20 protein-coding genes and 1 riboswitch are annotated in these 25,575 nt (G+C 63.4%); of the genes, 5 read left to right on the top strand and 15 right to left on the bottom strand.

The annotated features are described in order from the left end of the window. The first annotated feature begins 1 nt into the window (after position 1). Genes HAQ05_RS00845 through HAQ05_RS00855 form a run of 3 tightly spaced genes read left to right on the top strand, consistent with a single transcriptional unit; the run spans position 2 to position 4,580 of the window. A complete protein-coding gene (locus HAQ05_RS00845) occupies positions 2-871 on the top strand; it encodes a branched-chain amino acid ABC transporter permease (protein ID WP_190416685.1) in 870 nt (289 codons plus the stop codon). Further along, on the top strand, positions 868-3,360 hold the full coding sequence (locus HAQ05_RS00850; RefSeq protein WP_190416686.1) for a branched-chain amino acid ABC transporter ATP-binding protein/permease: 2,493 nt from the start codon (positions 868-870) through the stop codon (positions 3,358-3,360). Before HAQ05_RS00845 ends, HAQ05_RS00850 begins: the two co-directional genes overlap by 4 nt. Continuing rightward, positions 3,357-4,580 carry an amidohydrolase family protein gene (locus HAQ05_RS00855; RefSeq protein ID WP_190416687.1) on the top strand — a complete coding sequence of 408 codons (1,224 nt, stop codon included), beginning with the start codon at positions 3,357-3,359 and terminating at the stop codon, positions 4,578-4,580. The genes HAQ05_RS00850 and HAQ05_RS00855 overlap by 4 nt, the downstream gene beginning before the upstream one ends. A 433-nt stretch (positions 4,581-5,013) precedes the next feature. Here HAQ05_RS00855 and HAQ05_RS00860 read toward each other — a convergent pair whose 3' ends face one another. The 12 genes from HAQ05_RS00860 to HAQ05_RS00915 form a co-directional block, all read right to left on the bottom strand. Next, complete coding sequence (locus HAQ05_RS00860) at positions 5,014-5,706, bottom strand: GntR family transcriptional regulator (RefSeq protein ID WP_190416688.1); 693 nt, start codon at positions 5,704-5,706, stop codon at positions 5,014-5,016. A gap of 112 nt (positions 5,707-5,818) precedes the next feature. Next, positions 5,819-7,390 carry a gamma-glutamyltransferase family protein gene (locus HAQ05_RS00865; protein WP_190416689.1) on the bottom strand — a complete coding sequence of 524 codons (1,572 nt, stop codon included), beginning with the start codon at positions 7,388-7,390 and terminating at the stop codon, positions 5,819-5,821. Between the two features lie 358 nt (positions 7,391-7,748). Further along, positions 7,749-8,678 carry an IS5 family transposase gene (locus tag HAQ05_RS00870; protein WP_338050077.1) on the bottom strand — a complete coding sequence of 310 codons (930 nt, stop codon included), beginning with the start codon at positions 8,676-8,678 and terminating at the stop codon, positions 7,749-7,751. Positions 8,679-8,960: 282 nt separating this feature from the next. After that, positions 8,961-9,668 carry a PqiC family protein gene (locus HAQ05_RS00875; protein WP_190416690.1) on the bottom strand — a complete coding sequence of 236 codons (708 nt, stop codon included), beginning with the start codon at positions 9,666-9,668 and terminating at the stop codon, positions 8,961-8,963. Between the two features lie 175 nt (positions 9,669-9,843). Continuing rightward, positions 9,844-12,105, bottom strand: coding sequence for a DNA topoisomerase IV subunit A (gene parC, locus HAQ05_RS00880; protein WP_190416691.1), 2,262 nt, complete (start codon positions 12,103-12,105; stop codon positions 9,844-9,846). A gap of 7 nt (positions 12,106-12,112) precedes the next feature. Beyond that, positions 12,113-12,637, bottom strand: a complete 525-nt coding sequence (locus tag HAQ05_RS00885; protein WP_190416692.1) for a retropepsin-like aspartic protease family protein — start codon at positions 12,635-12,637, stop codon at positions 12,113-12,115. Then, a complete protein-coding gene (locus HAQ05_RS00890) occupies positions 12,634-13,620 on the bottom strand; it encodes an esterase-like activity of phytase family protein (RefSeq protein ID WP_190416693.1) in 987 nt (328 codons plus the stop codon). Before HAQ05_RS00890 ends, HAQ05_RS00885 begins: the two co-directional genes overlap by 4 nt. Beyond that, on the bottom strand, positions 13,617-15,521 hold the full coding sequence (gene parE / locus HAQ05_RS00895) for a DNA topoisomerase IV subunit B (protein ID WP_190416773.1): 1,905 nt from the start codon (positions 15,519-15,521) through the stop codon (positions 13,617-13,619). Before parE ends, HAQ05_RS00890 begins: the two co-directional genes overlap by 4 nt. Before the next feature lie 20 nt (positions 15,522-15,541). Further along, positions 15,542-16,147 carry a YqiA/YcfP family alpha/beta fold hydrolase gene (locus tag HAQ05_RS00900; protein WP_420825728.1) on the bottom strand — a complete coding sequence of 202 codons (606 nt, stop codon included), beginning with the start codon at positions 16,145-16,147 and terminating at the stop codon, positions 15,542-15,544. Then, complete coding sequence (gene cpdA, locus HAQ05_RS00905; RefSeq protein WP_190416694.1) at positions 16,147-16,959, bottom strand: 3',5'-cyclic-AMP phosphodiesterase; 813 nt, start codon at positions 16,957-16,959, stop codon at positions 16,147-16,149. The genes HAQ05_RS00900 and cpdA overlap by 1 nt, the downstream gene beginning before the upstream one ends. 125 nt (positions 16,960-17,084) lie before the next feature. Then, entirely contained in the window at positions 17,085-17,537 is a 453-nt protein-coding gene (locus HAQ05_RS00910) for a DUF1249 domain-containing protein (protein ID WP_190416695.1), read from the bottom strand. Continuing rightward, the gene (locus HAQ05_RS00915; RefSeq protein WP_190416696.1) at positions 17,528-18,148 is read right to left on the bottom strand and encodes an NUDIX domain-containing protein; all 621 of its coding nucleotides are present in this window, start codon (positions 18,146-18,148) and stop codon (positions 17,528-17,530) included. Before HAQ05_RS00915 ends, HAQ05_RS00910 begins: the two co-directional genes overlap by 10 nt. Before the next feature lie 267 nt (positions 18,149-18,415). On the opposite strand from HAQ05_RS00915, the gene HAQ05_RS00920 reads away from it, so the two are divergent. Beyond that, positions 18,416-19,153, top strand: coding sequence for an RsiV family protein (locus tag HAQ05_RS00920; protein WP_190416697.1), 738 nt, complete (start codon positions 18,416-18,418; stop codon positions 19,151-19,153). Here the strand turns inward: HAQ05_RS00920 and cytX are convergent. Together cytX and thiC are read right to left on the bottom strand one after the other, a co-directional pair. After that, positions 19,122-20,408, bottom strand: a complete 1,287-nt coding sequence (cytX, locus tag HAQ05_RS00925; protein WP_190416698.1) for a putative hydroxymethylpyrimidine transporter CytX — start codon at positions 20,406-20,408, stop codon at positions 19,122-19,124. The genes HAQ05_RS00920 and cytX overlap by 32 nt on opposite strands. Positions 20,409-20,470: 62 nt before the next feature. Continuing rightward, positions 20,471-22,357, bottom strand: a complete 1,887-nt coding sequence (gene thiC, locus HAQ05_RS00930; protein WP_190416699.1) for a phosphomethylpyrimidine synthase ThiC — start codon at positions 22,355-22,357, stop codon at positions 20,471-20,473. Between the two features lie 132 nt (positions 22,358-22,489). Further along, positions 22,490-22,596: riboswitch (TPP riboswitch) on the bottom strand. Between the two features lie 121 nt (positions 22,597-22,717). Here thiC and HAQ05_RS00935 point away from each other — a divergent pair. Further along, complete coding sequence (locus tag HAQ05_RS00935) at positions 22,718-24,214, top strand: TolC family outer membrane protein (RefSeq protein WP_238934984.1); 1,497 nt, start codon at positions 22,718-22,720, stop codon at positions 24,212-24,214. A gap of 69 nt (positions 24,215-24,283) precedes the next feature. Here the strand turns inward: HAQ05_RS00935 and waaA are convergent, their stop codons facing one another. Further along, the gene (gene waaA / locus HAQ05_RS00940; RefSeq protein WP_190416700.1) at positions 24,284-25,555 is read right to left on the bottom strand and encodes a lipid IV(A) 3-deoxy-D-manno-octulosonic acid transferase; all 1,272 of its coding nucleotides are present in this window, start codon (positions 25,553-25,555) and stop codon (positions 24,284-24,286) included. Positions 25,556-25,575: the final 20 nt, after the last annotated feature.

The raw sequence follows: 25,575 nt of genomic DNA on the forward strand, positions 1-25,575 counted from the left end.
CATGTTCACCGCCGCCATCATCACCGGGCTCGGCCTGGGCAGTATGTACGCGTTACTGGCGTTGGGTTTTCACCTGACCTACGTCGTGTCGCGCACCGTCAACTTTGCCCAGGGCAGCGCCATGATGGTCGGCGCGGTGCTGGGCTACACGTTCTGCATCACGTGGGGCTGGTCATTCTGGCTGGCCCTGCCGCTGACGCTAATTCTCTGCGCGCTGTATGGCCTGGCGATCGAGCGTTGGCTGGTGCGGCCGTTTCACAGCCGGGGTTCGCAGGCCTGGCTGATGGCAACGGTAGCCGGCGGCATTCTGGTGGACAATCTGGCGCTGTTCACCTTCGGCAAGGAGCCTCGCCAGTTCGAGAGCAGCCTGCTGAGCATGAACGTCGAGCTGTTCGGCAGCAATGTCGGCGCCCTCCAATTGTTGATTCCGCTGGCTGGCGCGGCCATTGCCCTGGCGTTGTACCTGGTACGGCGCTATACCCGGCTGGGCAAGGTGCTGGAAGCCTGCGTGCAGAATCCCCGCGCAGCGATGCTGATGGGCATCAACGTCAACCGTGTGGTGGCCATCGCCTTTGCCGTGTCCACGGCATTCGCGGCTGTCGCGGGCCTGCTGATTGCGCCGCTGTTCAGCGTGAACGCGGAGATGGGCATGTTGTTCGGCCTCAAAGCCTTCGCGGTTGCGATTCTCGGCGGCATCAGCAGCGCAGGCGGTGTGTTCGCCGCCGGGCTGCTGTTCGGCCTGGCCGAAGCGTTGATCACCTTGTACTTCGGCTCTGCATTCACCCAGATATTCACGTTCGCGCTTGTCATTCTGGCGCTGGCGATTCGTCCCAACGGTCTGTTCGGCAGCCAGGCACTGGTGAAAGTATGAACAACCTTAAAACCCTGGCCGCTCCGGTTTTCATTGCCCTTCTCGCAATCGTCTGTGGCGTCATGGCGTTCACGCTGGACAGCTACTCGTTGCTGGTCTTCACCCTCTGCGCCCTGGCGGCGGTGGTGGGCGTGGGCCTGAATATCCTGATTGGCCTGAGTGGGCAGATTTCCTTCGGGCATATCGCCTTCTACGCCATCGGCGCCTACGTCTCGGCGCTGTTGACCATGGCTGGCTGGCCGTTGTGGCTGGCCCTGCCCATCGCCGGTGTTGTCGCGGGCCTGATTGGCGCGCTGTTGGCGATCCCCGCCCTTCGGGTCAGCGGCCCGTACCTGGCGATGATCACCATCGCCTTTGCCTTCGTGGTGCATCACAGTCTAATCGAATGGCGGGGTGTCACGGGCGGGTCCAATGGCTTGATGGGTATCCCGCTGCCGGAATTCGCCGGGGTCGATCCGACGATTCTGCTGGCCCTGTCGGCCGCCGCGCTGATGATCGGCGCGCTGTTGTTCTACCAGCGCCTGAGCCACAGCCGTTGGGGCAAGGCCATGCGCGCCGTGAAAGCCTCGGAAATCGCTGCGCGCTCACTGGGCTTCAACCCGGTCATCAGCAAAACCCTGGCGTTCGCCTTGTCGGCGGCCCTGACTGGGCTGGCGGGCGGTTTGCTCGCACCGCTGCTAATGTTCATCAACCCTGAATCCTTTCCATTCTCCCAGTCCATTCTGTTTGTGCTGGCGGTGATTGTCGGCGGCAGCGGCATCCTCTTCGCGCCGCTGATCGGCGCACTGCTGATCGTACTGGTGCCGGAACTGTTGTCGGATTTTGCCGAATACCGCTTGCTGATTTTTTCCGTGCTCCTGCTGTTGGTGCTGTGGATCGCGCCCAACGGCTTGCTGGGCGCCCTCGCCCGGCGCTGGATCAAACCGGAACGCTTGCTGCCCCCGACACAGATCAATCAGGCACTTATCGCCGCGCATTTACGCAGCCGTGGCCCGTCTTCTGGGTTGCGGGTCACCGATATCGGCATTCGCTTCGGCGGCGTGCAGGCCGCGCAAAATGTCAGCCTGCATGCACCCGCGGGCAGTATCACCAGCATCATCGGCCCCAACGGTGCGGGGAAAACCACGGTGCTGAACATGATCAGCGGGTTTTACGCGCCGGACAGCGGCCAGATCGAGCTGCAACAGCCGCTGGCCGGCCTGCCCGCCTGGAAAAGCGCCCGGGCCGGGATCGCCCGCACGTATCAAACCACCCTGCTGTTCGGCGAAATGTCGGTGCTCGACAACCTGCTGGTGGCGATGCAGAAGGGTCGCCTCGGTCTGCCGTTCAGCCGTGCAACCGAGGCGCAGCGCAGCCTGGCGCTGGACTTGCTGGCACTGGTGGGCTATCGCGGCGAAGTGAACATTGCCGCCGAGGATTTGCCCCACGTGGATCGCCGCCTGGTCGAAATCGCGCGGGCACTGGCGACGGCGCCTGCGGTGTTGTTGCTGGATGAACCGGCAGCGGGCCTCAGCCGTCGCGACACCGATGATCTGGCCGTACTGCTGCGCACGCTGGCGGATTTTGGTCTCACGGTGATTCTGGTCGAGCACGACATGGCGATGGTGATGGCGGTGTCCGAGCATTTGTTGGTGCTGGACGCGGGCAAGCCGATTGCGTCCGGGCCACCGGCTGAAATACGCCAGAACCCGCAGGTGATCGCCGCGTACCTGGGCGGCACCGACTATCAGGCTACGCCCCGTGCGCAGGACTGGGACGGCAGCCGCGATGCGCGTCTGTACGTCAAGGATCTGGTCATCGATTACGGCGCATCGGCGGTGGTCGACAAAGTCAGCCTGCTGGTCAATCCGGGCGAGTTGGTGGCGATTCTCGGGGCAAACGGCGCGGGTAAATCCAGCATCCTGCAATGCCTGGCGGGCCTGCATCGCGCCAGCGGCGGCGGCATCCTGCTGGACAACGAAAACATCGAACACGCCAACGCCGGCACCATTGCCGCAAAAGGCCTGGCACTGGTCCCGGAAGGCCGTCAGGTTTTCCCTTATTTGAACGTGCGCGACAACCTGTTGCTCGGGGGTTATTCACGCCGTGAAGCCTTCGATGCCGACGCTGAAATCGAGGCGATCCTCACACGCTTCCCGCGCCTGCGGGACCGCATCGACAACCCGGCCGGGCTGCTTTCCGGTGGCGAGCAACAAATGGTCGCGGTGGGTCGAGGCCTGATGGCCAAACCCAAAATCCTATTGCTCGATGAGCCGTCGCTCGGCTTGTCGCCCGCCATGATCGGCGAGCTGTACGACGCGCTGGCCGCGCTGCGGGACGAAGGCGTGACCATCCTGCTGGTGGATCAGATGGCCAACCTGGCGCTGCAAGTGGCAGACCGCGCTTATGTGCTGGAAACCGGGACCATCGTCAAAGCCGCCAGTGCCGCAGAATTGCGCGACGACAAAGAACTCGCTGCGGCTTACCTCGGTGAAGGAGTCAGCGTATGAACGCTTTGAAGATCATTAATGCGCGGTTTGGCGACGACGATGGCCACTGCGAGTTGTACGTCGAGAACGGCCACTTCGTTGCGGCCTTGAGCGCGGCCGCCAGCCACTGTGAAACCCTCGATCTGCATGGCCAGCTCGTCATGCCCGGCCTGATCGAAACCCACATCCATCTGGACAAGGCCTGCATCATGCAGCGCTGCCACCTGCAGGAAGGCACGCTGGCTGAAGCGGTGGCCCAGACCCGAGCAGCGAAAGCCGGGTTCACCGAAGAGGATGTTTATCGGCGCGGCGCTCAGGTGCTGGACAAGGCGATCGTACAAGGCACGACGCACATGCGCACCCACGTCGAACTGGACCCGCAGATCGGCCTGACCGGCTTCAACGCCATTCGCCGTTTGCAGGCCGATTATGCGTGGGCGATCAGCCTGGAAATCTGTGTCTTCCCGCAGGAAGGTTTGCTGAACAATCCGGGGACTGAAGTGCTGTTGTGTCAGGCACTGGAAAGCGGCGCCACGGTTCTCGGCGGCTGCCCGTACATGGACAGCGACCCGCACGGGCAGATCCAGCGCCTGTTCGAACTGGCGACGCGTTACGACTGCGACCTGGACCTGCACCTGGATTTCGATCTGAACCCCGAAGGCATGACCGTCATGGAAGTCGCACGCTGTACGCAGCTGCATGGCTGGGGCGGACGCGTGACCATCGGCCATGTGACCAAGCTCTCCACTTTGCCCAAGGCGCCGCTGACGGTATTGGCCCTGCATCTGGCCAAGGTAGGCGTGCAGGTCACCTGCCTGCCGAGCACCGATTTGTTTCTGATGGGGCGCGAGGCGTTCCACAACAAACCCCGAGGGCTGGCGCCACTTGCGCATCTGCAGGCGTGCGGCGTGACCTGTTCGGTGTCCACCAACAACATCGGCAACCCGTTCACGCCCTATGGCGATGCTTCGCTGATCCGTCAGGCCAACCTGTTCGCCAACGTCAGTCAGATGGGCACGGTGTCGGAGCTGCTGCAATGCCTGGCCTGGGTCTCCAGCGAATCGGCACGCCTGCTGAGGCTGACCAATTACGGCCTGCTGCCAGGCTGCCGCGCCGACTTCATCGTTTTCGACGCGCCCTCGCCTGCCGCCGTGATCGCCGAGATCAGCGCGCCGTTGATGGGATTCAAGGGGGGGAGGCAGACGTTTAGTCGCCCGGTGGGGAAGTTGTTAAAACCCTAGCAGAAGGGAATTTCGCCTTTGATTCTGGCCGGAGACTTGGCAACCGTGCCCCTGAGCCGAACGCCGTCTTAGTGTAGAAGCGCGCTTGCCCGCGATTGCGTTGTAGCAGCGGATGCATCAGTGACAGGACGATTGCCATCGCGGGCAAGCGCGCTCCTACACCAGCAGCAAGCTTCAAGCTGAGAGCCGCAAGTCCGTACAGCATCGCGAGCAAGCCCCCTCCCACAAGCTCATGCCGCGCAATTGTGGGAGGGAGCTTACTCGCGAAAAGGCAATCAGGCGACCCAGATCACACAGCCCTCGACGCCGGGGTCAGCCTGCTGCTTCTGCCGAAGGCGTGGAAGCGTGGCTTGTGCCGCGATCTGCCGGTACCGGCAGCAAACCTGTCAACGCCGTATCACCTGACACACCGCGATCGAAGTCTCGCGCTGTATCAATCACTCAACGCCTCCTTGAGGTTGAACTCCCCGGACACGCGTTCTTCCAGCGCCAGCTGCCGTTCCAGTTCGTCCAGGTGTTCCAGCATGACCGCGACGGCCTTGGCGTTATCGCCTTTTTCAAGCGCGGTGATGATGTCCTGATGTTCATCCGAAGCACAGGACGGCACGTCGTTACGCTGATACAGCGCCACGATCAACGAGCTGCGCACCATCAGGTTGCCGAGGATATCGCTGAGCACGGTATTGCCGCTGATCTCGCCGAGCAGCAGGTGAAATTCACTCAGCTCGCGGACGATGGCGCGGCGGTCGGTACCGCTGGTGGCTTTGCGCTCGTTGTTCATATGGGTGGTGATGCGCGACCGCTGTTTGCGCATGACGGCCGGGGTGATGGCCTCTACAATCGCCCGTTCGATGGCGCGACGGGCACTGAAAATATCTCGCGCTTCCTTGGCCGTTGGCTGGGCAACCATGGCGCCGCGATTGGCTTCGATGGTCACCACTTTCTGCATCGCCAGCCGCTGTAGCGCTGCCTGCACATGATTGCGGTTGGCCTGCAAGGTTTCGACAATCTGGGCTTCGACCAACCGGGTGCCAGGCGGCAGGCGATGCTGCGCGATAGCCTTGAACAGCGCATCGGCGATACGTTGCACCTCAAGCTGCTTGGCGGTGACAGTGCTCAACCCCATCCTTTCCTCTGTTGTCCAGAAAGCCTCATGCCAACACACACGGCTGCGGGTGGCGGGCAATCGGCGGCATTATCCGCCAGCCGCCCGCACGCGGCAAATACACGGTTCATGATCAGCCCGCCTGCCCAACGCCGGTGCCCTCGCCGCGCGGATCATGCATGGCTCGGCGCACACCGTCGGTATCGATGGCGATGACCCCGGCGTGGCCCGTCATGGGGCTGCGGGCAGGAATGATTTCCACCTCATGCCCCAGCGCCGCAAGGCCCTCAATCGTCGTGGCGCTCATGTCGCCCTCCAGCTTTAGATTGTCGGTGCTGTCGAAAAAGCTGCGGCCCAACAGAAAGCGCGGGGTCTGCAGGGCCAGATCGATGGGCTGCTGATAGTCGATCAGCTGGGTCGCCAGCACTATCTGCGTCTGCGGCTGGCCATCGCCCCCCTGCGTGCCGAAGAACCAGCGCCGACCATCGTCCGCAAGGTAGCAGGACGGATTGAGCGTGTGCGCCGGACGCTTGCCGGGCGCCCAGCCGTTGACGTGCTCAGGTTTGGCGTTGAAACCTGCCGCGCGGTTCTGCCACAGCACACCGGTATCACCGAGGATGCAGCCCGAACCGAAGTCGTGAAAAAGGCTCTGGATCAAGCAGGCCGTCCGACCCTGGGCATCCGTCGCGGCCATCCACACCGTATCGGCGGAACGCCCCGGCTCGTTCCACGGCGCGGCACGCTGATCATCGATGGCATCGGCGTAATGCCGGATCTGCGCGTCGTCGAGACTGGCGGCAAAATCCCAGGGATTGATCAGCGGGTCGCACAACTGCTCATTACGTCGCAGCAGGCCCTGTTTGATGGCTTCAACCAGATAGTGGTAGTAAAGCGCGCTTCCGTTGCCGACCTGCGCCAGTGGCTTGTGCTGCAGCGCGGCCATGGCCTGCAACGTGTAAAGGCCCTGGCACGGCGGCGCGACGTTGTAGAGTCGGCCTTCGCGGTAACGTACCGAAATCGGTGCGATTTCGTGGGCCTGCGTGGCGGCGAGATCGGCCGTCGTCAAACCGCAACCGAGCTGATCGAATGCCTCGCCGAACGCCTGGGCAAGTTTGCCGGTGTAGAAATCCTCGACACCGTGCTTTGCCAGATGACGGAGGGTGTTGGCCAACTCTGGCTGACGCAGCGTATCGCCCTCGCCTAGCCAGCGCCCATCGGTCTTGCACAGACGGTGCAGGTCCGGTAATTGCTCGATCAGTGGCCGACGCAGGGTTTGCCAGAACAGTTGCGACTGCGAAATCGGGACGCCCGCATCTGCCACGCTCGCGGCGTCTTCCAATAGGTCGGCCCAACCCAGCCTTGAGTTCCACTCGTGGCGACTGATGTTCGCCGCCGTCTGCCAACTCGCCATCGCACCCGCCGTGCTGGCGACCGACGCCGGACCCCGCACGCTGATGGCGCCGCACTCAGGCAAACGCTGCCCGGCCTGGCCGATCCCCACGATGGTGCGCACCTTGCTGTCGTGGATCATCCAAAGGGCATCCCCGCCCAGACCGGTCATGTGGGGGAACACCGCTGCCAGCATGGCACTGGCCGCCAGCATCGCATCGATGGCGGTGCCGCCCGCGTCGAGAACCCGCATCCCTGCGGTACTTGCCTGGGCATGGGGCGTGCAAATCACGGCACGAGTGGACGTAGCGATCATGGTATTGAGGCCTTTCCTTTGCTAGCTATCTGGATGTTAATTGTTAGCAAAGCAAAAAATATGCCTCCTCCCGCACGTCAGCCTGGAGACCATGCCCCGGGGGCCCGCGACTACTCACCCTCGATCCGCCGGCGCCAAGTGGCAGCTGCCGTTACGTCAGTGCGTCGAACGCTTCGGGCTGAATTGCTCCCTGCAGAGTCCGAACAAGCAGCTAGGGATGGTCTGAAGTAACGGCCTATTTTTCGGCGACTGGGCCATCGGCGCTTTCAAAAACCACAGCTGCTCAAAATCGGTCAAATCTGCCGACCACTTCATGTTTTTTGCTGCTGCGAGTGCCTCGTAGCAGCCATTTTCCCCATTACGGATGCACCTCTCCCACGCCGCAGAGCAAATGTCGACGCGCCATCCACAGGTTTGACAAGGCGAACAGCGTCACCATTTGAGCTGTGTTCTTCACCAAGCCCCGGAAGCACACTTTGGTATAACCAAACTGGCGCTTGATCACCCGAAATGGATGCTCAACCTTGGCGCGAACCTGAGCTTTGGCTTTCTCGATCTTGCGTATCGCTTTGTACAATACGCTGCGTTTTCCATGTTTTTTGTGGCTGCTGCGCCTGGCAGCAACCTGCCAGATGACTTTGCGTCCCGCATGTTCTTTGCGCTTCTCGACACCGGTATAGCCCGCATCAGCGCAGACCACGTTCTCGGTGCCGTGTAGCAGTTTGTCGACGTGGGTTACATCCGCGACGTTGGCCGCAGTGACCACCACACTGTGCACCAGCCCTGAGTCCTCGTCGACTCCAATGTGAGCTTTGGCGCGGAAGTAGTACTGGTTGCCCTTCTTGGTCTGATGCATCTCGGGGTCGCGCTTGGCGTCCTTGTTCTTGGTCGAACTCGGGGCATGCATCAGTGTGGCGTCGACGATGGTGCCCTGGCGCAGCGACAGGCCCTTGTCACCCAGGTAGCCGTTTATCACACCCAGAATCCCGGCGGCCAGCTCATGCCTCTCCAGCAGCCGACGGAAGTTGAGAATGGTGGTTTCGTCCGGAATGCGCTCCAGGCTCAGTCCGGCAAACTGGCGCAGGATGGTCGTCTCGTACAGCGCTTCTTCCATCGCCGGATCGCTGTAACCGGACCAGTTCTGCATGAGGTGAACCCGCAGCATCGCCATCAACGGATACGCCGGACGGCCGCCTTCGCCCATCAGGTAATGCGGCTCGATCAATGCGAGCAACCCCTTCCATGGCACAACCCGGTCCATCTCGATCAGGCACAGCTCTTTGCGGATCTGCTTGCGCTTACTGGCTTACTCGGCATCGGCGAAGGTCATTTGCTTCATCATCGAAAAGCTCGGCGATTGATGTCCCGGGATTTTGCCAAATCGGGAAGTCTTTTTCAGGATTTCCTTAAGAGAAGAGAGCCAACGTGCTCATGGCTGTGTAAGCACGGCCCTGCGCGCTATTTAACGTTCGACAGGCGCCGCTGCGTGAATGGTCTGTTGCCGGCCGAGGCGAGCCGCGGCAGCAAAAGGCACCGTCAACATTGTGCAGCTAACTTCTGGACCACCACACTAGAACCTGAACACTTCCATATCCGTCCTGATCGGCGTGGCCAGGGGGATTTTGGGTTTTTCCGGCGTATCACCCTTGCGCGCTTGCGCCTGGGCCTTACGCGAACCGTCGGCCACGGCCGGTTGGTTGGCCAACGGCTTCAAGGCAGCGCTCAATTGCTCGGCCAGGCGTTGCAACAGCACACCCTGCGCCTGTACTTGCGCCGCCGTGCCGCCGGCGTGCTTCTCTTCCAGGTGGACAATCTTGTTGTCACGCACCTGGCCGCGGCGGTCGATCAGGCGCCACTGTGCATCCAGCACCGCAGGCTGGCCCTTGCCGGAGTCCAGGCGGGTAATCGACAGCAGCACTTGTACGTCAGGTGTGAAGTTGCTGGCGGTGGGCGCCAGCATCACCCGCTGGCTGTCGAGCCGCCAAGCGAGTTGGCGCAGCAGTAGCTGGTCGATGTCCGCCGACAGGCTACCGGCCCAACGGCCATCGGCCGAGGCGGTCAGGCTACCGTCGTTCTGGCGCTGCAGCAGGGTTTCCCGCTGTAGGTAATCGGCCACCGAAACCGGGCCCAGTAGCACGGCCATGCCGGCCTGCTTGGGTTGGCCGGGGTTACCGGAGTCGAGCTGGTAGAGCGCGGCAGGCTGGCGAACGCTGCAACCGGCAAGCCCCAGAACCCCTGTGAGCAACAAAGCGATTGGAAGGCGCAAGAAAGTCATCATTCCATCCAGGCGGCCAATACGAGAATGCCGCGGTAACATGCACAGATTAAAACTACACAGCGAGACGATACGCCGCGACAGTGGCATATTGTCCGTGAATGTACCGCATTTCTCCAGTACCAGACGCCGATTAGGCCGCGCGAAAGATTATTTTCGTGCAGCCCAGGGGCGCAGGCTATCCATTTGCCGGTTCGACCGCCATTGCATCGACGCGCTGGAAACCCCGCGGCAGTTTATTGCCACGGCGGCCACGCTCACCTTTGTAATGTTCAAGGTCGGCGGGTTTCAACGATAGGGTACGCTTCCCAGCTTGCAATACAAGGCTCGCACCTTCGGCGATTACCGTAAGGTCGGTCATGTATTCCTCACGGCTGGCGACGCGCTCACCGGCGATGCCGATGATCTTGTTGCCCTTGCCCTTGGCGAGTTGGGGCAGGTCGGCAATGCGAAAAACCAGCAGTCGCCCTTCGCTGGTTACCGCGGCGAGCCAGTCTTGCTCGCGGTTGGCCAATGGCCGCGGCGGCATCACCTTGGCGCCGCTGGGCAGGCTCACCAAGGCTTTGCCTGCCTTGTTCTTGGCTTGCAGGTCTTCGCCTTTGGCTACGAAGCCATAGCCGGCGTCGGAGGCAACCACATACAGGCCATCGTCATCGGGCATCAATACGCATTCGAACTGCGCGCCCGGCGGCGGCGCCAGCCGGCCCGTCAATGGCTCGCCCTGGCCACGGGCAGACGGCAACGTGTGCGCGGCCACCGAATAGCTACGCCCGGTCGAGTCGATGAACACCGCAAACTGATTGGAGCGGCCCTGGGCGGCGGTCTTGAAGCCATCCCCGGCCTTGTAGGACAGCCCGGTGGCGTCGATGTCATGGCCCTTGGCGCAGCGCACCCAGCCTTTTTCCGAGAGCACCACGGTCACAGGCTCAGTGGGCATCAGCTCGTTGTCGGCCAGGGCCTTGGCCTCGGCACGCTCGACGATCGGCGAGCGACGGGCGTCGCCGTAGGTCTTGGCATCAGCCAGCAGCTCGTTGCGCATCAGTTTTTTCAGCTTCGGTTCACTGGCCAGCAACGCCAGCAACTGATCGCGCTCCCGGGCCAGCGCCGCTTGCTCGTCGCGGATTCGCATTTCCTCAAGCCGCGCCAATTGCCGCAGGCGGGTGTCGAGGATGTAGTCGGCTTGCACCTCGGACAAGGCGAAACGCTCGATGAGCTTGGCCTTGGGATGCTCCTCGGTACGGATGATATGGATCACTTCATCCAGGTTGAGGTAGGCCACCAGCAAACCTTCGAGCAGGTGCAGGCGGCGCTCGACCTTGTCGAGGCGGAACTGCAGGCGCCGGCGCACCGTGCGCATGCGGAACTCAAGCCACTCCTGCAGCAGCGCGCGCAGGTTCTTCACCTGCGGCCGGCCGTCCAGGCCGATAATGTTGATATTGACCCGGTAGCTGGTTTCCAGGTCCGTGGTGGCGAACAGGTGTTGCATCAGCCCATCGACGTCAACCCGGTTCGAGCGCGCGATGATCACGATGCGGCAGGGGTTTTCGTGGTCCGATTCATCCCGCAGGTCGGCCACCATCGGCAGCTTCTTGGCCTGCATCTGCGCGGCGATCTGCTCGAGCACCTTGGCCCCGGACACCTGATGCGGCAACGCGGTGATCACGATATCGCCGTCTTCGACGCGGTACACCGCGCGCATACGCACCGAACCGCGTCCGTTTTCGTAGAGTTTCAGCAGTTCGCTGCGCGGCGTGATGATCTCCGCTTCGGTCGGGTAGTCCGGGCCGGGGATGTGCTCGCACAGTTGTTCGACCGTGGCCTTGGGCTCGTCGAGCAGGCGCACGCACGCGGCAGCCACTTCACGCAGGTTATGCGGCGGTACGTCGGTCGCCATGCCCACGGCGATGCCGGTGGTACCGTTGAGCAATATGTTGGGCAAGCGTGCCGGCAGCACCGCCGGTTCGTCCAGCGTGCCATCGAAGTTCGGCACCCAATCCGCCGTGCCCTGGCCCAGTTCGCTGAGCAGCACCTCGGAATAACGCGACAGCCGTGCTTCGGTGTAGCGCATGGCGGCGAACGATTTCGGATCGTCCGGCGCACCCCAGTTGCCTTGGCCGTCGACCAGCGTATAGCGATAGCTGAACGGCTGGGCCATCAACACCATGGCCTCGTAGCAAGCCGAATCGCCGTGGGGGTGGAACTTACCGAGCACATCACCCACGGTACGGGCCGATTTCTTATGCTTGGCGTCGGCATCCAGGCCCAGTTCGCTCATGGCGTACACAATGCGGCGCTGCACGGGCTTGAGGCCATCGCCGATGTGCGGCAATGCCCGGTCCATGATCACGTACATCGAATAGTTGAGGTAGGCCTGTTCGGTGAAGTCAGCCAGCGAGCGGCGTTCCACACCGTCCAGGCTGAGATCCAGGGAGTTGCTCATGCAAGCCTCATTGGTTCAGGTTCTGGCGCAGCAGCAGTGTGCCGCCGCGCTGGGTAAATTCAAGTCGTTTCAACGCGCTCATGCCCAGCAGCACCGTATCGTCGCCCAGGCCGGGAATCACTACCGCGCTCACCCCAGCCAGGTGGATGTCGCCTACTTGCAGCTCGCGCAAGCGGCTGCGAAAGCCTTCGACCCGGCCATTGGCCGTGCTCAACACCACGGGCAGGCCCTTGGCCAAGCCAAGTTCACGGGCTACCCCCTCGGGCACCGCCACCTCGGTGGCGCCGGTATCGAGCATCAACATCACCGGGCGGCCGTCTATCCGCCCGCTGGCAACAAAATGCCCCTGGCGATTGGCTTGCAGGCTGACCTGCACATACCCCTGGCCGTGGGTAGACGCTACCACAGGGTTGGGGTTTTCCTGGTGCCGTTCCCACTGGCCAAAGAACCGCGTGGCCAGGAACAGCCCCGCGCCCCAGGCGATAACCAGCAGCAAACGGCCCGCGCGCCGGCCCGGCGGGGCGGCCGTCATGGCGAGGCCATCCAGCCACCCGGCGGGGCGGCGAAACGCCAGACCACCGGGCGCTGCTCACCATCGTTACGCGGCTGTTCGTTGTTGTCGGTACCCACCCAGGCGCCCTCGGCGTCCACCGCCAGCGCTTCGGTCAGGCCGTAGGGCTGATGGTACTGCCGTGCCGGCACCCGCGCCGTGGCGGCGAACGACCAACAGGCCTCGACGTCGCTGCTAGTGGTATCCCGCCGGCAGATACGGTAGGCATTGCGTTCGAGGGTGAACAACTTACCGCGGTACAGCGCCAAGTCGGAAAAATCCAGGTGCAACGGGAAACGTTGCGCCAGGCCCGTGGGCGCAAGCTGCTCGCCATCCTCGCTGAGCAACACGCATGGCCCGTCGCACCCCCAGCGTTCGCCGTGGCGCACCAGGCCGACCAGGCCCCGGCGCTCACGTTCGGCGGCTAGCCACAGGCGGTCACCGCCAGGCGCCACCGCCAACCCTTCGAAAATAGCGTTGAAGTTTTGCAAAAGGCCGGCGTGGCGGGCTTGTTGCACCACCTGGGGGTCGATGGCAAGCCAACGCGCAGGCCCGCTGGGCGGCACCTGCAACACCGCGGCATGCGCCTCGCTGACCAGGTAGGCGTTTTCGGCCTGGTCGCAACTGATGCCCTCGAAGTCGTGCGCGCCGCCGCGCACGAAACCGGCCGCCCAGGCAGCGAGGCGTATGTTCCAGGCCAAGCCGCTGGACGGCGGTTCGGGCACCTCGAAGCGCCGCGGCTCGGCTTGCCATACGGCGTGGGTGCGGTCGAAGCGGTAGATGCGGTCATCGTCGCGGTCCGACTCGCCCCACAACTGGCCGCCACACAGCGCAAGGCCCGACAGGTTGCCGCTGGGCATGCCATCGATCGGGTGCTCCGCCACCAGCTCAAGCTCCAGCGGCTCTGCCCGGGCCAACGGCACCAGGGCGAGCAACGCGCACAGCAGGGCGACCCATGGCGTCAAACGAGCACCTCGGCCAGGTTGCCCTTGGATTCCAGCCAGTTCTTACGATCACCCGCGCGTTTTTTGGCCAGCATCATGTCCATGATCTCGCGCGTGGGTTCGGGGTTATCCAGCGCCAACTGCACCAGGCGCCGAGTGTTCGGGTCCATGGTGGTTTCACGAAGTTGCGGCGGGTTCATCTCGCCCAAACCCTTGAAGCGCGTTACCTGGGGTTTGCCGCGCTTTTTCTCGGCCACCAGGCGGTCGAGAATGCCATCGCGCTCGGCTTCGTCCAGCGCGTAATAGATGTCCTTGCCCAAATCGATGCGGTACAGCGGCGGCATGGCGACATACACATGCCCCGCCTCTACCAAAGGCCGGAAGTGCTGCAGGAACAGCGCGCATAACAGCGTTGCGATGTGCAGGCCATCGGAGTCGGCGTCGGCGAGGATACAGATTTTACCGTAGCGCAACTGGCCGAGGTCCGCGGCGCCTGGGTCCACGCCGATGGCCACGGCGATGTTGTGCACTTCCTGGCTGGCCAATACTTCGTTGCCATCGACTTCCCAGGTGTTGAGGATTTTCCCGCGCAGCGGCAGGATGGCCTGGAATTCTTTGTCGCGGGCCTGCTTGGCCGAACCGCCGGCCGAATCGCCCTCGACCAGGAACAGCTCAGCCCGGGCCGGGTCCTGGCCAGCGCAGTCCGCCAGTTTGCCGGGCAGTGCCGGCCCCTGGGTGATGCGCTTGCGCTCGACCTTTTTGCTCGCTTTCAGCCGCCTGCCGGCGTTGCTGATCGCCAGCTCCGCCAGTTGCAAGCCCAACTCAGGGTGCTCGTTGAGCCACAGGCTGAAGGCATCCTTGACCACGCCGGCGACGAACGCCGCCGCCTGGCGTGACGACAGCCGTTCCTTGGTTTGGCCGGAGAATTGTGGGTCTTGCATCTTGGCCGACAGCACGAAGGCGATGCGCTCCCATACATCTTCCGGGGCCAGCTTCAACCCCCGCGGCAGCAAGTTGCGAAATTCGCAGAACTCGCGCATGGCATCGAGCAGGCCCTGGCGCAGGCCGTTCACATGGGTGCCGCCCTGGGCCGTGGGGATCAGGTTAACGTAGCTTTCCTGCACGCTCTCGCCGCCTTCGGGCAGCCACAGCAGGGCCCAATCGACCGCCTCTTGGTTGCCGGCCAAGCTGCCGCAGAACGGTGCCAGCGGCAACCGGGGGTAGTCGGCCACCGAATCGGCCAAGTAGGAGCGCAGGCCGTCTTCGTAGTGCCACTCGACTTTTTCGCCGGTGCCTTTGTCTTCGAAGCTTACCGCCAGGCCCGGGCACAGCACCGCCTTGGCCTTGAGCACGTGCTTGAGGCGGCTCACGGAAAACTTGGGCGAATCGAAATACTTTGGGTCCGGCGCAAAATACACGCTGGTGCCGGTATTACGCTTGCCCACGGTGCCGATCACTTCGAGGTCGGTAGCCTTGAAGCCATCGGCAAAAGTCATTTGGTACTCGTTGCCATCACGCTTGACGCGTACCCGCACCTGGGTGGACAACGCATTGACCACCGAGATGCCGACCCCATGCAGGCCCCCGGAGAACTGGTAGTTCTTGTTGGAGAACTTACCGCCGGCGTGCAGCTTGGTCAGAATCAGCTCTACCCCCGATACGCCCTCCTCGGGGTGGATATCCACCGGCATGCCGCGGCCGTCGTCGGTCACTTCCAGGGAGTGGTCGGCATGCAGGACCACCTCGATCGCACGGGCGTGCCCGGCCAGGGCTTCGTCGACACTGTTGTCGATCACTTCCTGGGCCAAGTGGTTGGGCCGGCTGGTATCGGTGTACATGCCCGGGCGTTTGCGTACCGGGTCGAGGCCCGAGAGGACTTCGATGGCGTCTGCGTTATAGGCGCTAGCGCTGGGGTTGGCCATGGGTCTCGTCGTCATAAGGTTTAAATCATTGAAAAGTCAATGCCCCGGCAGCGTTCCGGAGCGATACCGGCCATGGCCAGCAGCTCGGGTAAACGCTGGCCGAAGCCTTGGTAGCCATGGTCCCCGCCCGCTTGCACGTCGACCACGCAGCCTTGGTAAAAGCGCTCGGCATGGCGATAGTCAAGGGTTTCGTCGCCCGCCTGCAACCATACGCGGATCCGCCCGCCACAGGCCGGTGGTGCGACTTCCAGTTCGGCCAAGGCGGTAATGTGATCACGGGTAAGCTCCCAGGTTTCGCCGCTGTAGAGGTTGCGCTGGGTGCCCAAGGCGCCGTCGAACAAGCGGTGGGGGTTGACCGCCGGGTTGACCAGCAGCGCCTGCAAGCCATGCCGTTGCGCCAAGTGGGTGGCATAGTAGCCCCCCAGCGAACTGCCGACCAGCAATGGCGCACCACCCAATGTTTCAATGGCGTGCTCAAGCTGGCCCATGGCCTGGCGCGGGTGGTGATGCAACGCCGGCACCTGAACCTGCCCGGCCATGCCCAACAGGGCCATGGCGGTGCTGAGCTGCTGCGCCTTGCGCGAGGCTGGCGAACTGTTAAGGCCGTGGATGTACAGTATGCCCATCAGTGGCCACTGCCGCCGGGGTGTTGGCTGAACTCGAACCCCGGCAGCCGCACCACGCCTGTTTCCAGGTTGCCATCAGGGTGCAGGCGCAACCAACGGTAGCCTGGTGCAATGCGGTCCAGGGCGAAAGCCTCGGCGCGCGGGGCGAACTGAATGCAGGTCGAGGGCGAGGCAAGCAGGCGCACGCCGTTGCGCAGGGTGTCCCATTCCTGGTGGACGTGCCCCCAGAGGATGGCCCGTACTTGCGGGTACCGGTCGGTCACCTCGAAAAATTCCCCGGCGTTGCGAAGGCCGATGGGCTCCATCCAGGCGCAGCCGATTGAGACCGGGTGGTGATGCAGGCAAACCAGGTGGTGGCGGCTGGGCTCGTCGGCCAGGGCATCCTCCAGCAAGCGCAGTTGGTCGGTGGACAATACCCCCGGTATCGAGCCCGGCACCGTCGAGTCGAGCATCACCACGCGCCAGTTACCCATATCGGTCACTGGGTCGAGCAGTTCGCGTTCGCCGTAGAGCTGCTGCATCACTGCGGGTTCATCGTGGTTACCAGCAAGCCAGCGTTTCGGGGCCTTGATGCACGCGGTCGTCTGGGCAAAGCGCTGGTACGACGCCGCCGTGCCATCCTGGGACAGGTCGCCGGTGGCAAGCAGCAGGTCGATGGCGGGCAGTTCGGCGAGCGCCTGGCGCACCACCTGTTCGAGGCTGGCAGCGGTGTTCATGCCGTGCAACGTGCCGTCTTCTTCAGCGAACAGATGGCTGTCGGTCAGTTGTAGCAACAACACCGAGTCATCGGGGGTCGCGTAAACGTTCGGCAAGGCCGTCTCCCATGGGCGAATGTGCTGCGATTATGGTGCGCACAGGCGAAACCGGCAAATGCTTGGGTGGTAGCCTGCGGCGCGGCCCGGCCCGGGTGTGCGGCGTTTGCCGTGTTGGCCAGGTGCTACCTGACCGTTTCGTACTCGTGGCCGCAGGCCAGGCAGTGGCTGAGCCATTCGCCGAGGAACAGGTTGAGCTGGGCTTTTTCGTCGGGCTGGTGCATGGCCGCATTGGGGTACGGGTAGATGCTGCGAAAGCGCCGAGTATGCTCGGCGCCGATAACCTCGGCCATGCGCGCATCGTGGTAAACCTGCACTTCCATATGGGGTACCGGCAACCACGGCAGGCCGTGTTGCTGGCTCACCCACAAGGTACTGGTATAGGGGCCAGCCTGGGCGACCTCGATCACCAGCACGCCGAGCATCTGGTCGGCTTGGCTGATGGCGATACGGCGCGAACGCTGATCGACGCGCATGCCGGGCAGCAGGCGCATCAAACGTGCGTAATTGGCCTCGCAGGCCGCTTGCAACCCGGCCAGGTCGACCCGGTAGCGTTCGCGCAACAGATTCACTTCCACATCCCCCTTACTTCGTCGCGGTTAAGGGCCAACCATTGGATGGCAATGATGGCCGCCGCGTTGATGATCTTGCCGTCGCGCACGGCCTGCAGCGCGTCCTCGAACGGCCAAACCTTCACGCGGATGTCTTCGCCTTCTTCTTCGAGGCCGTGCAGGCCGCCAGCCTGGCTACTGTCGCATTGCCCCAAGTACAAATGCACGTATTCATCGCTACCGCCGGGCGACGGAAAATACGAAGTGATGGGCCACAACCGCTTCAGTGCAAGCCCAGCTTCCTCTTCCGCTTCGCGGTGCGCAACCTCCTCGGGTGGCTCGCCGGGCTTGTCGATCAGCCCGGCGACCATCTCGATCAACCACGGGTTGGCGACCTTCTTCATAGCACCGACGCGAAACTGCTCGATCAGTACCACCGCATCGGCAGCCGGATCATAAGGCAGCACACACACCGCGTCGTGGCGCACGAATAGTTCACGGCTGACCTGCCGGCCCATACCGCCCGCGAACAGCTCGTGGCGCAGGTACAGCCTATCGACCTTGTAAAACCCCGTGAAGCAGTTTTCGCGCTTGTCGATCTCGACCTTGCTCGGTACGGAGTGGGTCGCGTCTGTCATGGCATTCCTCGTATCTCGCATGGGGTTTGGCATCCTATCGCGCCCGCCGGCCTTACGCAGCACCTGGGCGGCAAACGGCAGGTTAGACAGTGTGTGTAGGGCAGGTGCGCGGATAATTCAAGCGCGAGTGTGGTGTTTCAGCCATTGGCTACACCCTTTTTAACGCATCAGCGCTTGTGCGAACGGTTGGGCCACCATACAAGGCTGGTCGCGAACTGAGGGTGCCGTTTATAGTCCAACCACGATCTTTGAAGCCGAAGGACTACCATGTCGCTGTCGAAATGCTTTGCCCTGGCCCTTATTGCCTTGGCCCTGGGTGCTTGCCAGAGCCTGTTCCAACCCGACTACGACAAGCCGCTACCGGCGCAACGTGACGCTTGGGAACACATCAAGCCTGGCTGCGACAGCGCCGACTGCCCACTGGTGAACGTCGACGCCGTGCGCTTTCCCAGCGAGCCAGCGCTGGATGGGCAGATACAACAGCGCCTGCTCGGCATGGCTGGCGTACACCCCACGCCACCAAGCCTGCAGGCATTCGAACAGCAGTTTCTGGCCAGCGCCCCGCCCCGCTCTGCCACCTACTTGCAGGCCAAGGTACGCGAACAGCATGACGGCTTGGTGATCGTGGAGCTTTCGAGCTACCTCGACCAAGGCGGCGCCCATGGCGCGCCTGGGCGCGGGTTTATTAATTATTCACGGGCCCAACACAAAGCGCTGGGCCTGGGCGATATGCTCGTACCCGGGCAAGAAACCGCCTTTTGGCTGGCCGCGCAAGAGGCCCACCGGGGTTGGCTGATCAACACGAAATTGGACCAAGATGCCGGTTTCGTCAAGCAGTGGCCGTTCCAGAAAACCGAGAACATCGCCTTGACCCAGGCGGCCGTGGTGCTCAAATACGATGTGAGCACGCTGGCGCCCTATGCACTGGGCCACATCGAACTGGCCATCCCCTACGCACGCCTAAGTGGCGTCATCAAACCCGAGCTGGTGCCGGCGCGCGGTTGAAAGCGCGGCCCAGCAAGGCGTAAAGCACGCCGGCAAGCAGCAGCGAGGGCAGCGTAGCTCCTACGTCGGGGTAAACGTTGGCCAACACCTGGTAGGTGGCCACCCCGCCCGCCCACGCCAGCAACGCCGGCCAGCCGAAGGCCCGCAGGGCTTCACCGGCTTGGCGCCGGCGCAGCATGAAGTGGTCCACCAGCACCACGCCGAACAGCGGTGCGAACACCGAGCCGATCAGTAGCAAGAAGTTCTGGTATTGGGCCAGCGGCGCGAAGGCGGCGATCAGGGTGCACAACACACCAATACCCAGTGCCAGGTGGCGTACCGCCAGTTTGGCCAACAGGCCTACCGACACGGCAGCCGAATGAATATCGGCAAACGCGTTTTCAGATTCATCGAGCAGGATCAACAACAACGGCACGCCCAGGCCAGCACCGGCCAGTGCCAGTAACAAGGCGTTGGCCTCGCCGCTGGGGGCGAACGCCAGGGTGTAGGCGACGCCCAAGCCCATCAGCCACAGGTTGCCGAAGAAGAACCCCAGAGCGGTGCCACCAAAGGTGCTGCGCGCGCTACGGCCGAAGCGCGAATAGTCAGCGATCAGCGGTAGCCACGACAGCGGCATGGCGATGGCAATGTCGAAGCCGACCGCCAGCGGCAGCGAGCCATCGCCCCCCTGTTGCCACAGGGTGTGAAGGTCGGCCCGGTACAGCAGGTTGCCCGTCAGCCACAGGCATGCCGCCAGCAGCAGCCAAATCCCCCATTTGCGCAATACCCGGCGCACGAAGGTCAAGGGCCCGGCCACCGCCAGCCAGGTGACCAGGGCACCGAATAGCAGCGTCCAGGCCAGTGGCTGGGCCAGTACCGAATGCTCGCCGAAAGCCTTGGCGCCCAACAGGCTGGCGGCATCGCGCATCACGATGATTTCGAAGGCGCCCCAACCCACCAGTTGCAGCAGGTTGAGCAGCGCCGGCAGTGCCGCACCGTGCCGGCCCAGGCTCTGGCGCAGCGCGGCCATGGCCGACAGGCCGGTATCGGTGCCGACGGTGCCAGCGCTGGCCAGCAGCAGCACACCCACCAGGGTACCGAGCACGATGGCCAACAACCCTTGCGCCAGGCCCAGGCCCGGCGCCAACAGCGCGCCGGTTTGCAACACCATCAGGCCAACGCCCAAGGAAAACCAGAGGGAAAACAGGTCGCGCCCGCCCAGCACACGCTGGTCGGTGCCAATCACGGCATTGGGTGAATAGGAAACTGGGTTCATGGCGGTCTCTTGAAAAAATGAACAAGGCGGCCGGGCAGGCGGGGTCCCCTGCCCGGTGGGCGTCATACCTTGCGATACAACTGGCTGCCTTCCTGCTTGAAGCGCTGCGCCTGTTCACGCAAGCCTTCCTGCACGGTGACGTCGACACTGTCGATGTGCAGGGTGGCGGCGTACTCCCGCACCTGCTGGGTGATTTTCATCGAGCAGAACTTCGGCCCGCACATCGAGCAAAAGTGCGCCACCTTAGCCGACTCCTTGGGCAAGGTTTCATCGTGGTAGGCCCGCGCGGTGTCAGGGTCCAGGCCCAGGTTGAATTGGTCTTCCCAACGAAATTCGAAGCGCGCCTTCGACAGGGCGTTGTCGCGGATTTGCGCGCCGGGGTGGCCCTTGGCGAGGTCGGCGGCATGGGCCGCGATCTTGTAGGTGATGATCCCGGTTTTCACGTCGTCTTTGTTCGGCAAGCCCAGGTGCTCCTTGGGCGTGACGTAACAGAGCATGGCGCAGCCAAACCAGCCGATCATCGCCGCCCCGATGCCCGAGGTGATGTGGTCGTAGCCCGGCGCGATGTCGGTGGTCAGCGGGCCGAGGGTGTAGAACGGCGCCTCGTCGCAGCACTCGAGCTGTTTGTCCATGTTCTCTTTGATCAACTGCATGGGCACATGGCCTGGGCCCTCGATCATGGTTTGCACATCGTGTTTCCACGCCACCTGGGTGAGTTCGCCGAGGGTTTCCAGCTCACCGAACTGCGCCGCGTCGTTGGCATCGGCAATCGCCCCAGGGCGCAAGCCATCACCCAGCGAGAAGCTCACGTCGTAAGCCTTCATGATTTCGCACATCTCATCGAAGTGCGTGTACAAAAAGTTTTCTTGGTGGTGCGCCAAGCACCACTTGGCCATGATCGAGCCGCCACGGCTGACGATACCGGTCACCCGCTTCGCGGTCAGTGGCACATAGCGCAACAACACGCCGGCGTGCACCGTGAAGTAGTCCACGCCTTGCTCGGCTTGTTCGATCAGGGTGTCGCGGAACAGCTCCCAGGTCAGGTCTTCGGCAGCCCCGCCGACTCTTTCCAGCGCTTGGTAGATCGGCACGGTGCCGATCGGCACCGGTGAGTTACGGATGATCCACTCGCGGGTTTCGTGAATGTGCTTGCCGGTAGACAAGTCCATCACCGTATCCGAGCCCCAGCGAATGCCCCAGGTCAGCTTGGCCACTTCTTCTTCGATCGAAGAGCCCAGCGCACTGTTGCCGATGTTGCCGTTGACCTTCACCAAAAAATTGCGGCCAATGATCATCGGCTCAAGTTCGGTGTGGTTGATGTTGGCCGGAAGGATCGCGCGGCCACGGGCGATCTCCTGGCGCACGAACTCGGCGGTGATTTCTTTGGGCAGGCTGGCGCCGAAGTTATGCCCGGGGTGTTGCTCGGCCAGCAGGCCGGCGGCGCGGGCTTCCTGTAGCTTCATGTTCTCGCGGATGGCAACGTACTCCATCTCGGCGGTGATGATGCCTTTGCGGGCATAGTGCATTTGCGTCACGTTGGCACCGGCCTTGGCCCGGCGTGGGTTGTTCATATGGGCGAAACGCAGCGCCGCCAAGGCCGGGTCGGCCAGGCGCTGCAGGCCAAAATGGGACGACAACCCGGCCAGGCGCTCGGTGTCGCCGCGGCTTTCGAGCCAGCCCGAACGCACATCGGCCAAGCCCTTGCGCACGTCGATGGTCACGCTTGGGTCGGTGTAGGGGCCGGAGGTGTCGTACACCAGCACCGGCGCGTTGATTTCACCGCCAAAGTCGGTGGGGGTAACATCCAGGCTGATGGCCCGCATAGGTACGCGGATATCGGGGCGAGAGCCCTGTACGTAGATTTTTTCCGAACGCGGAAACGGCTGCACCGATTGCCGATCGACCTCGGCCGACTCGCTCAGGGCGGCAACGTATTGTTTTTGACTCATTTCAGGCTCTCCAAACAGCACCAGCAGGTGGGCCGGGGTGAACCTGAACGGAGTGTGGCGCTAGGCAGCAGCGTGCCGGGCCGGATGGAGCGCGTGCACGCATCCGGGGCCCAACACAAGAGGGCTCGCCGGAAAACGAGCAATCTTGTTCCCTACGCAGGCATCAACCTGATCAGGTTCAACGGGATCCGGAATCATCCGATCTCAGCCTCTTACCCAAGGCACCCCGACAAGAACAACCGGCAGTGTAGTCAACCCTGGGCGATAACGCCATCGGCCGGGATAGATCCGCCGCGCCCGTGGTCGGACACAACGGCGCCACGTATATTCGGGCCAGCATTGGCATTGGGGATCAAAGGAATGTTCAAGTTTCGCGGCGTGTTATTGGCTATGGGCCTGCTGGGCAACGGCTTACCGTCGGCGTACGCTGCCCCTGCCCCGCCAATGGCTAGCCAAACCGACCTGATGAGCGTGTATCGCCAAGCCGCCGACAATAATGCCGACCTTGCCGCCTCCCGGGCCGATTATGCCGCGCAGGTCGAAGCCGTGCCGCAGGCCCGCGCCGGGCTGCTGCCGAACCTATCGGCCGGGGCCGACGTGAACGACACCCGGCAAAAGGTACCGATCAACAGCGACGACTACATCGCCAACCGCAGCGGCACCAGTTGGCGCGCTACCCTGAGCCAGCCTTTGTTCCGTGCCGACCGCTGGTTTCAGTTGAAGGCTGCCGAAGCCAGCAATGAGCAGGCCGCGCTGCAGCTCTCGGCCACGGAGCAGAACCTGATACTGCAAAGCGCCGAGGGCTACTTCTCGGTATTGCGCGCGCAAGATGACCTGGCCACCGCGCGGGCCGAGGAAGAAGCCTTCAAACGCCAATTCGATCAGGCCAGCGAGCGCTTCAACGTCGGGCTGACCGACAAGACCGACATGCTGCAGTCACAGGCCAGCTATGACACTGCCCGGGCCAACCGGTTGATCGCCGAGCGCCAGGTGCAGGATGCCTTCCAGGCCCTGACCACCCTGACCAACCGCGACTACACGGCCCTGCAAGGCATCGTCCATACGCTGCCGGTGCTGCCACCGGTGCCCAACGATGCCCGCGCCTGGGTCGACACCGCCTCCCAGCAAAACCTCAACCTGTTGGCGACCCGCGCGGCCATCGACGCGGCCGAGCAGACCCTGCGCCAGCGCAAGGCCGGGCATGCGCCCACCCTCGACGCCGTGGCCGAATACCAGCGCGGCGACAACGATAACCTCGGCATGAGCAACCCGGCCCCGCGCGATGGCGAAGTGTACGGTAGCGACGTGACCCAGCAGACCATTGGCCTGCGCTTGAACATCCCGCTGTACAGCGGCGGCATGACCAGCTCGCAGGTGCGCGAAGCCAGCCAACGCTTGAACCAGGCCGAATACCAGCGCGAAGGCATGCGCCGCCAGGTAGTGGAGAACACCCGCAACCTGCACCGTGCGGTGAACACCGACGTGGAACAGGTTAAGGCCAGGCGCCAGTCGATCGTGTCGAACCAGAGCGCCGTGGAGGCCACCGAAATCGGCTACCAGGTAGGCACCCGCAATATCGTCGACGTGCTCGATGCCCAGCGCCAGTTATTCGCTTCGGTGCGCGACTACAACAACAGCCGCTATGACTACATCCTCGACAACCTGCGCCTGAAGCAGGCCGCCGGCACCCTCAGCCCGGGCGACCTGCAACAACTCGGGCAGTTTTTAAAGCCCGACTACAACCCGGATAAAGACTTTTTACCGCCCGACTTGGCGCAAGCGGCGCGGGCGTTGTTGCAACCCGTCACGCCAAGCAAGGCCGGCCCAGTGCCGGGGGCCGCGCCAACGCGCAAGTAGGCGGGTATGTCGCAGGCGCCGGGTTGAACGCTTGTGGCAACGCAGCGGGGGGCAGCCCCGTACCCTGCGTTACAGCAACTGGGCAAGCGCCCCCAACAGCCGCCGTAACGCCCCCTGGTTGGCCCGCATCACCGCAAGCCCCGCCGCGCTCATGCGCTCGGCAACCTGCGGCAGTTCGATAAGCTCACGCACGGCGCTTGCCAACTCGTCGGCGTTATCCACCACCTTCAGCCCATGGGCCTGCTGCAGTTGCGCGGCGATGTCGAGGAAGTTGAACAGGTGCGGGCCGGTGAGCACCGGCCGCGACAGCGCCGCAGGCTCAAGCAGGTTATGCCCGCCCGTGGCGACCAAACTGCCACCGACGAAGGCGATGTCGGCCAGTGCGTAGTAGAACAACAACTCCCCCATGGTATCGCCCACCAGCACCTGGGTAGCGGCCGTAACCGGCTGGTTGGCCGAACGGCGCACCTGTGCCAGGCCTGCTTGGGCCACTTGCCTGGCCACAGCCTCGAAACGCTCAGGGTGGCGCGGCACCAGTATCAGCAGCGCGTCGCTGTGGGTCACCAATAGCTGGCGGTGCGCCGCCAGGACCACGGCGTCTTCGCCCTCGTGGGTGCTGGCGGCTATCCATACCGGCCGCGCCCCAGCGTGCCATTGCTCGCGCAATTCGGCGGCGCGGGCGGGCAAGGCGGGGTCGATGGCCAAGTCGAACTTGATCGAGCCCGTCACCTGCACAGCGCTGGGCCGCGCGCCCAGAGCCAGGAAGCGCTCCGCCTCGGCTTGGGTTTGCGCGGCGATCAAGCTTAAGCTTGCCAGCATCGGCCGGGTCAATTGGGGAAAGCGCGCATACCCCTTGGCCGAGCGCGCCGACAGCCGACCATTGGCCAGCGCTATGGCAATGCCACGGCGCGCGCACTGGTGGATGTAGTTCGGCCACAGTTCGGTTTCCATCACCACGGCCAAGGCCGGTTTGGCCTGGTCGAGGAACCGTCGCGCGGCCCAAGGAAGGTCGTAGGGCAGGTAACAATGCTGCACGCGCGGTTCATCGGCGAACATCGCTTGGATGCGTTGCGAACCGGTCGGGGTCATGCAGGTGATCAGCACCGTGCGCTGCGGGTATTCAGCCAGCAATGCCCGCACCAAGGGCGCCGCGGCGATGCTTTCACCCACCGACACGGCATGCAGCCACACCCCGCCCGGGCGCAGCAGGGGTAACCCAAAACCGAAGCGCTCGCCCACCCGCAGGCGATAGGCCGGCGCCTTGCGCCCCCGCCACCACAGGCGCAGGGCGATAAACGGCAAGCCCAGGTGAAACAGCAAGGTATAGAGGCATCTGTTCATGGCGCCGGAGTGTACCCGAA

The sequence above is a fragment of the Pseudomonas typographi genome, from assembly GCF_014694385.1.
GTDB classification, from domain to species: Bacteria; Pseudomonadota; Gammaproteobacteria; order Pseudomonadales; family Pseudomonadaceae; genus Aquipseudomonas; species Aquipseudomonas typographi.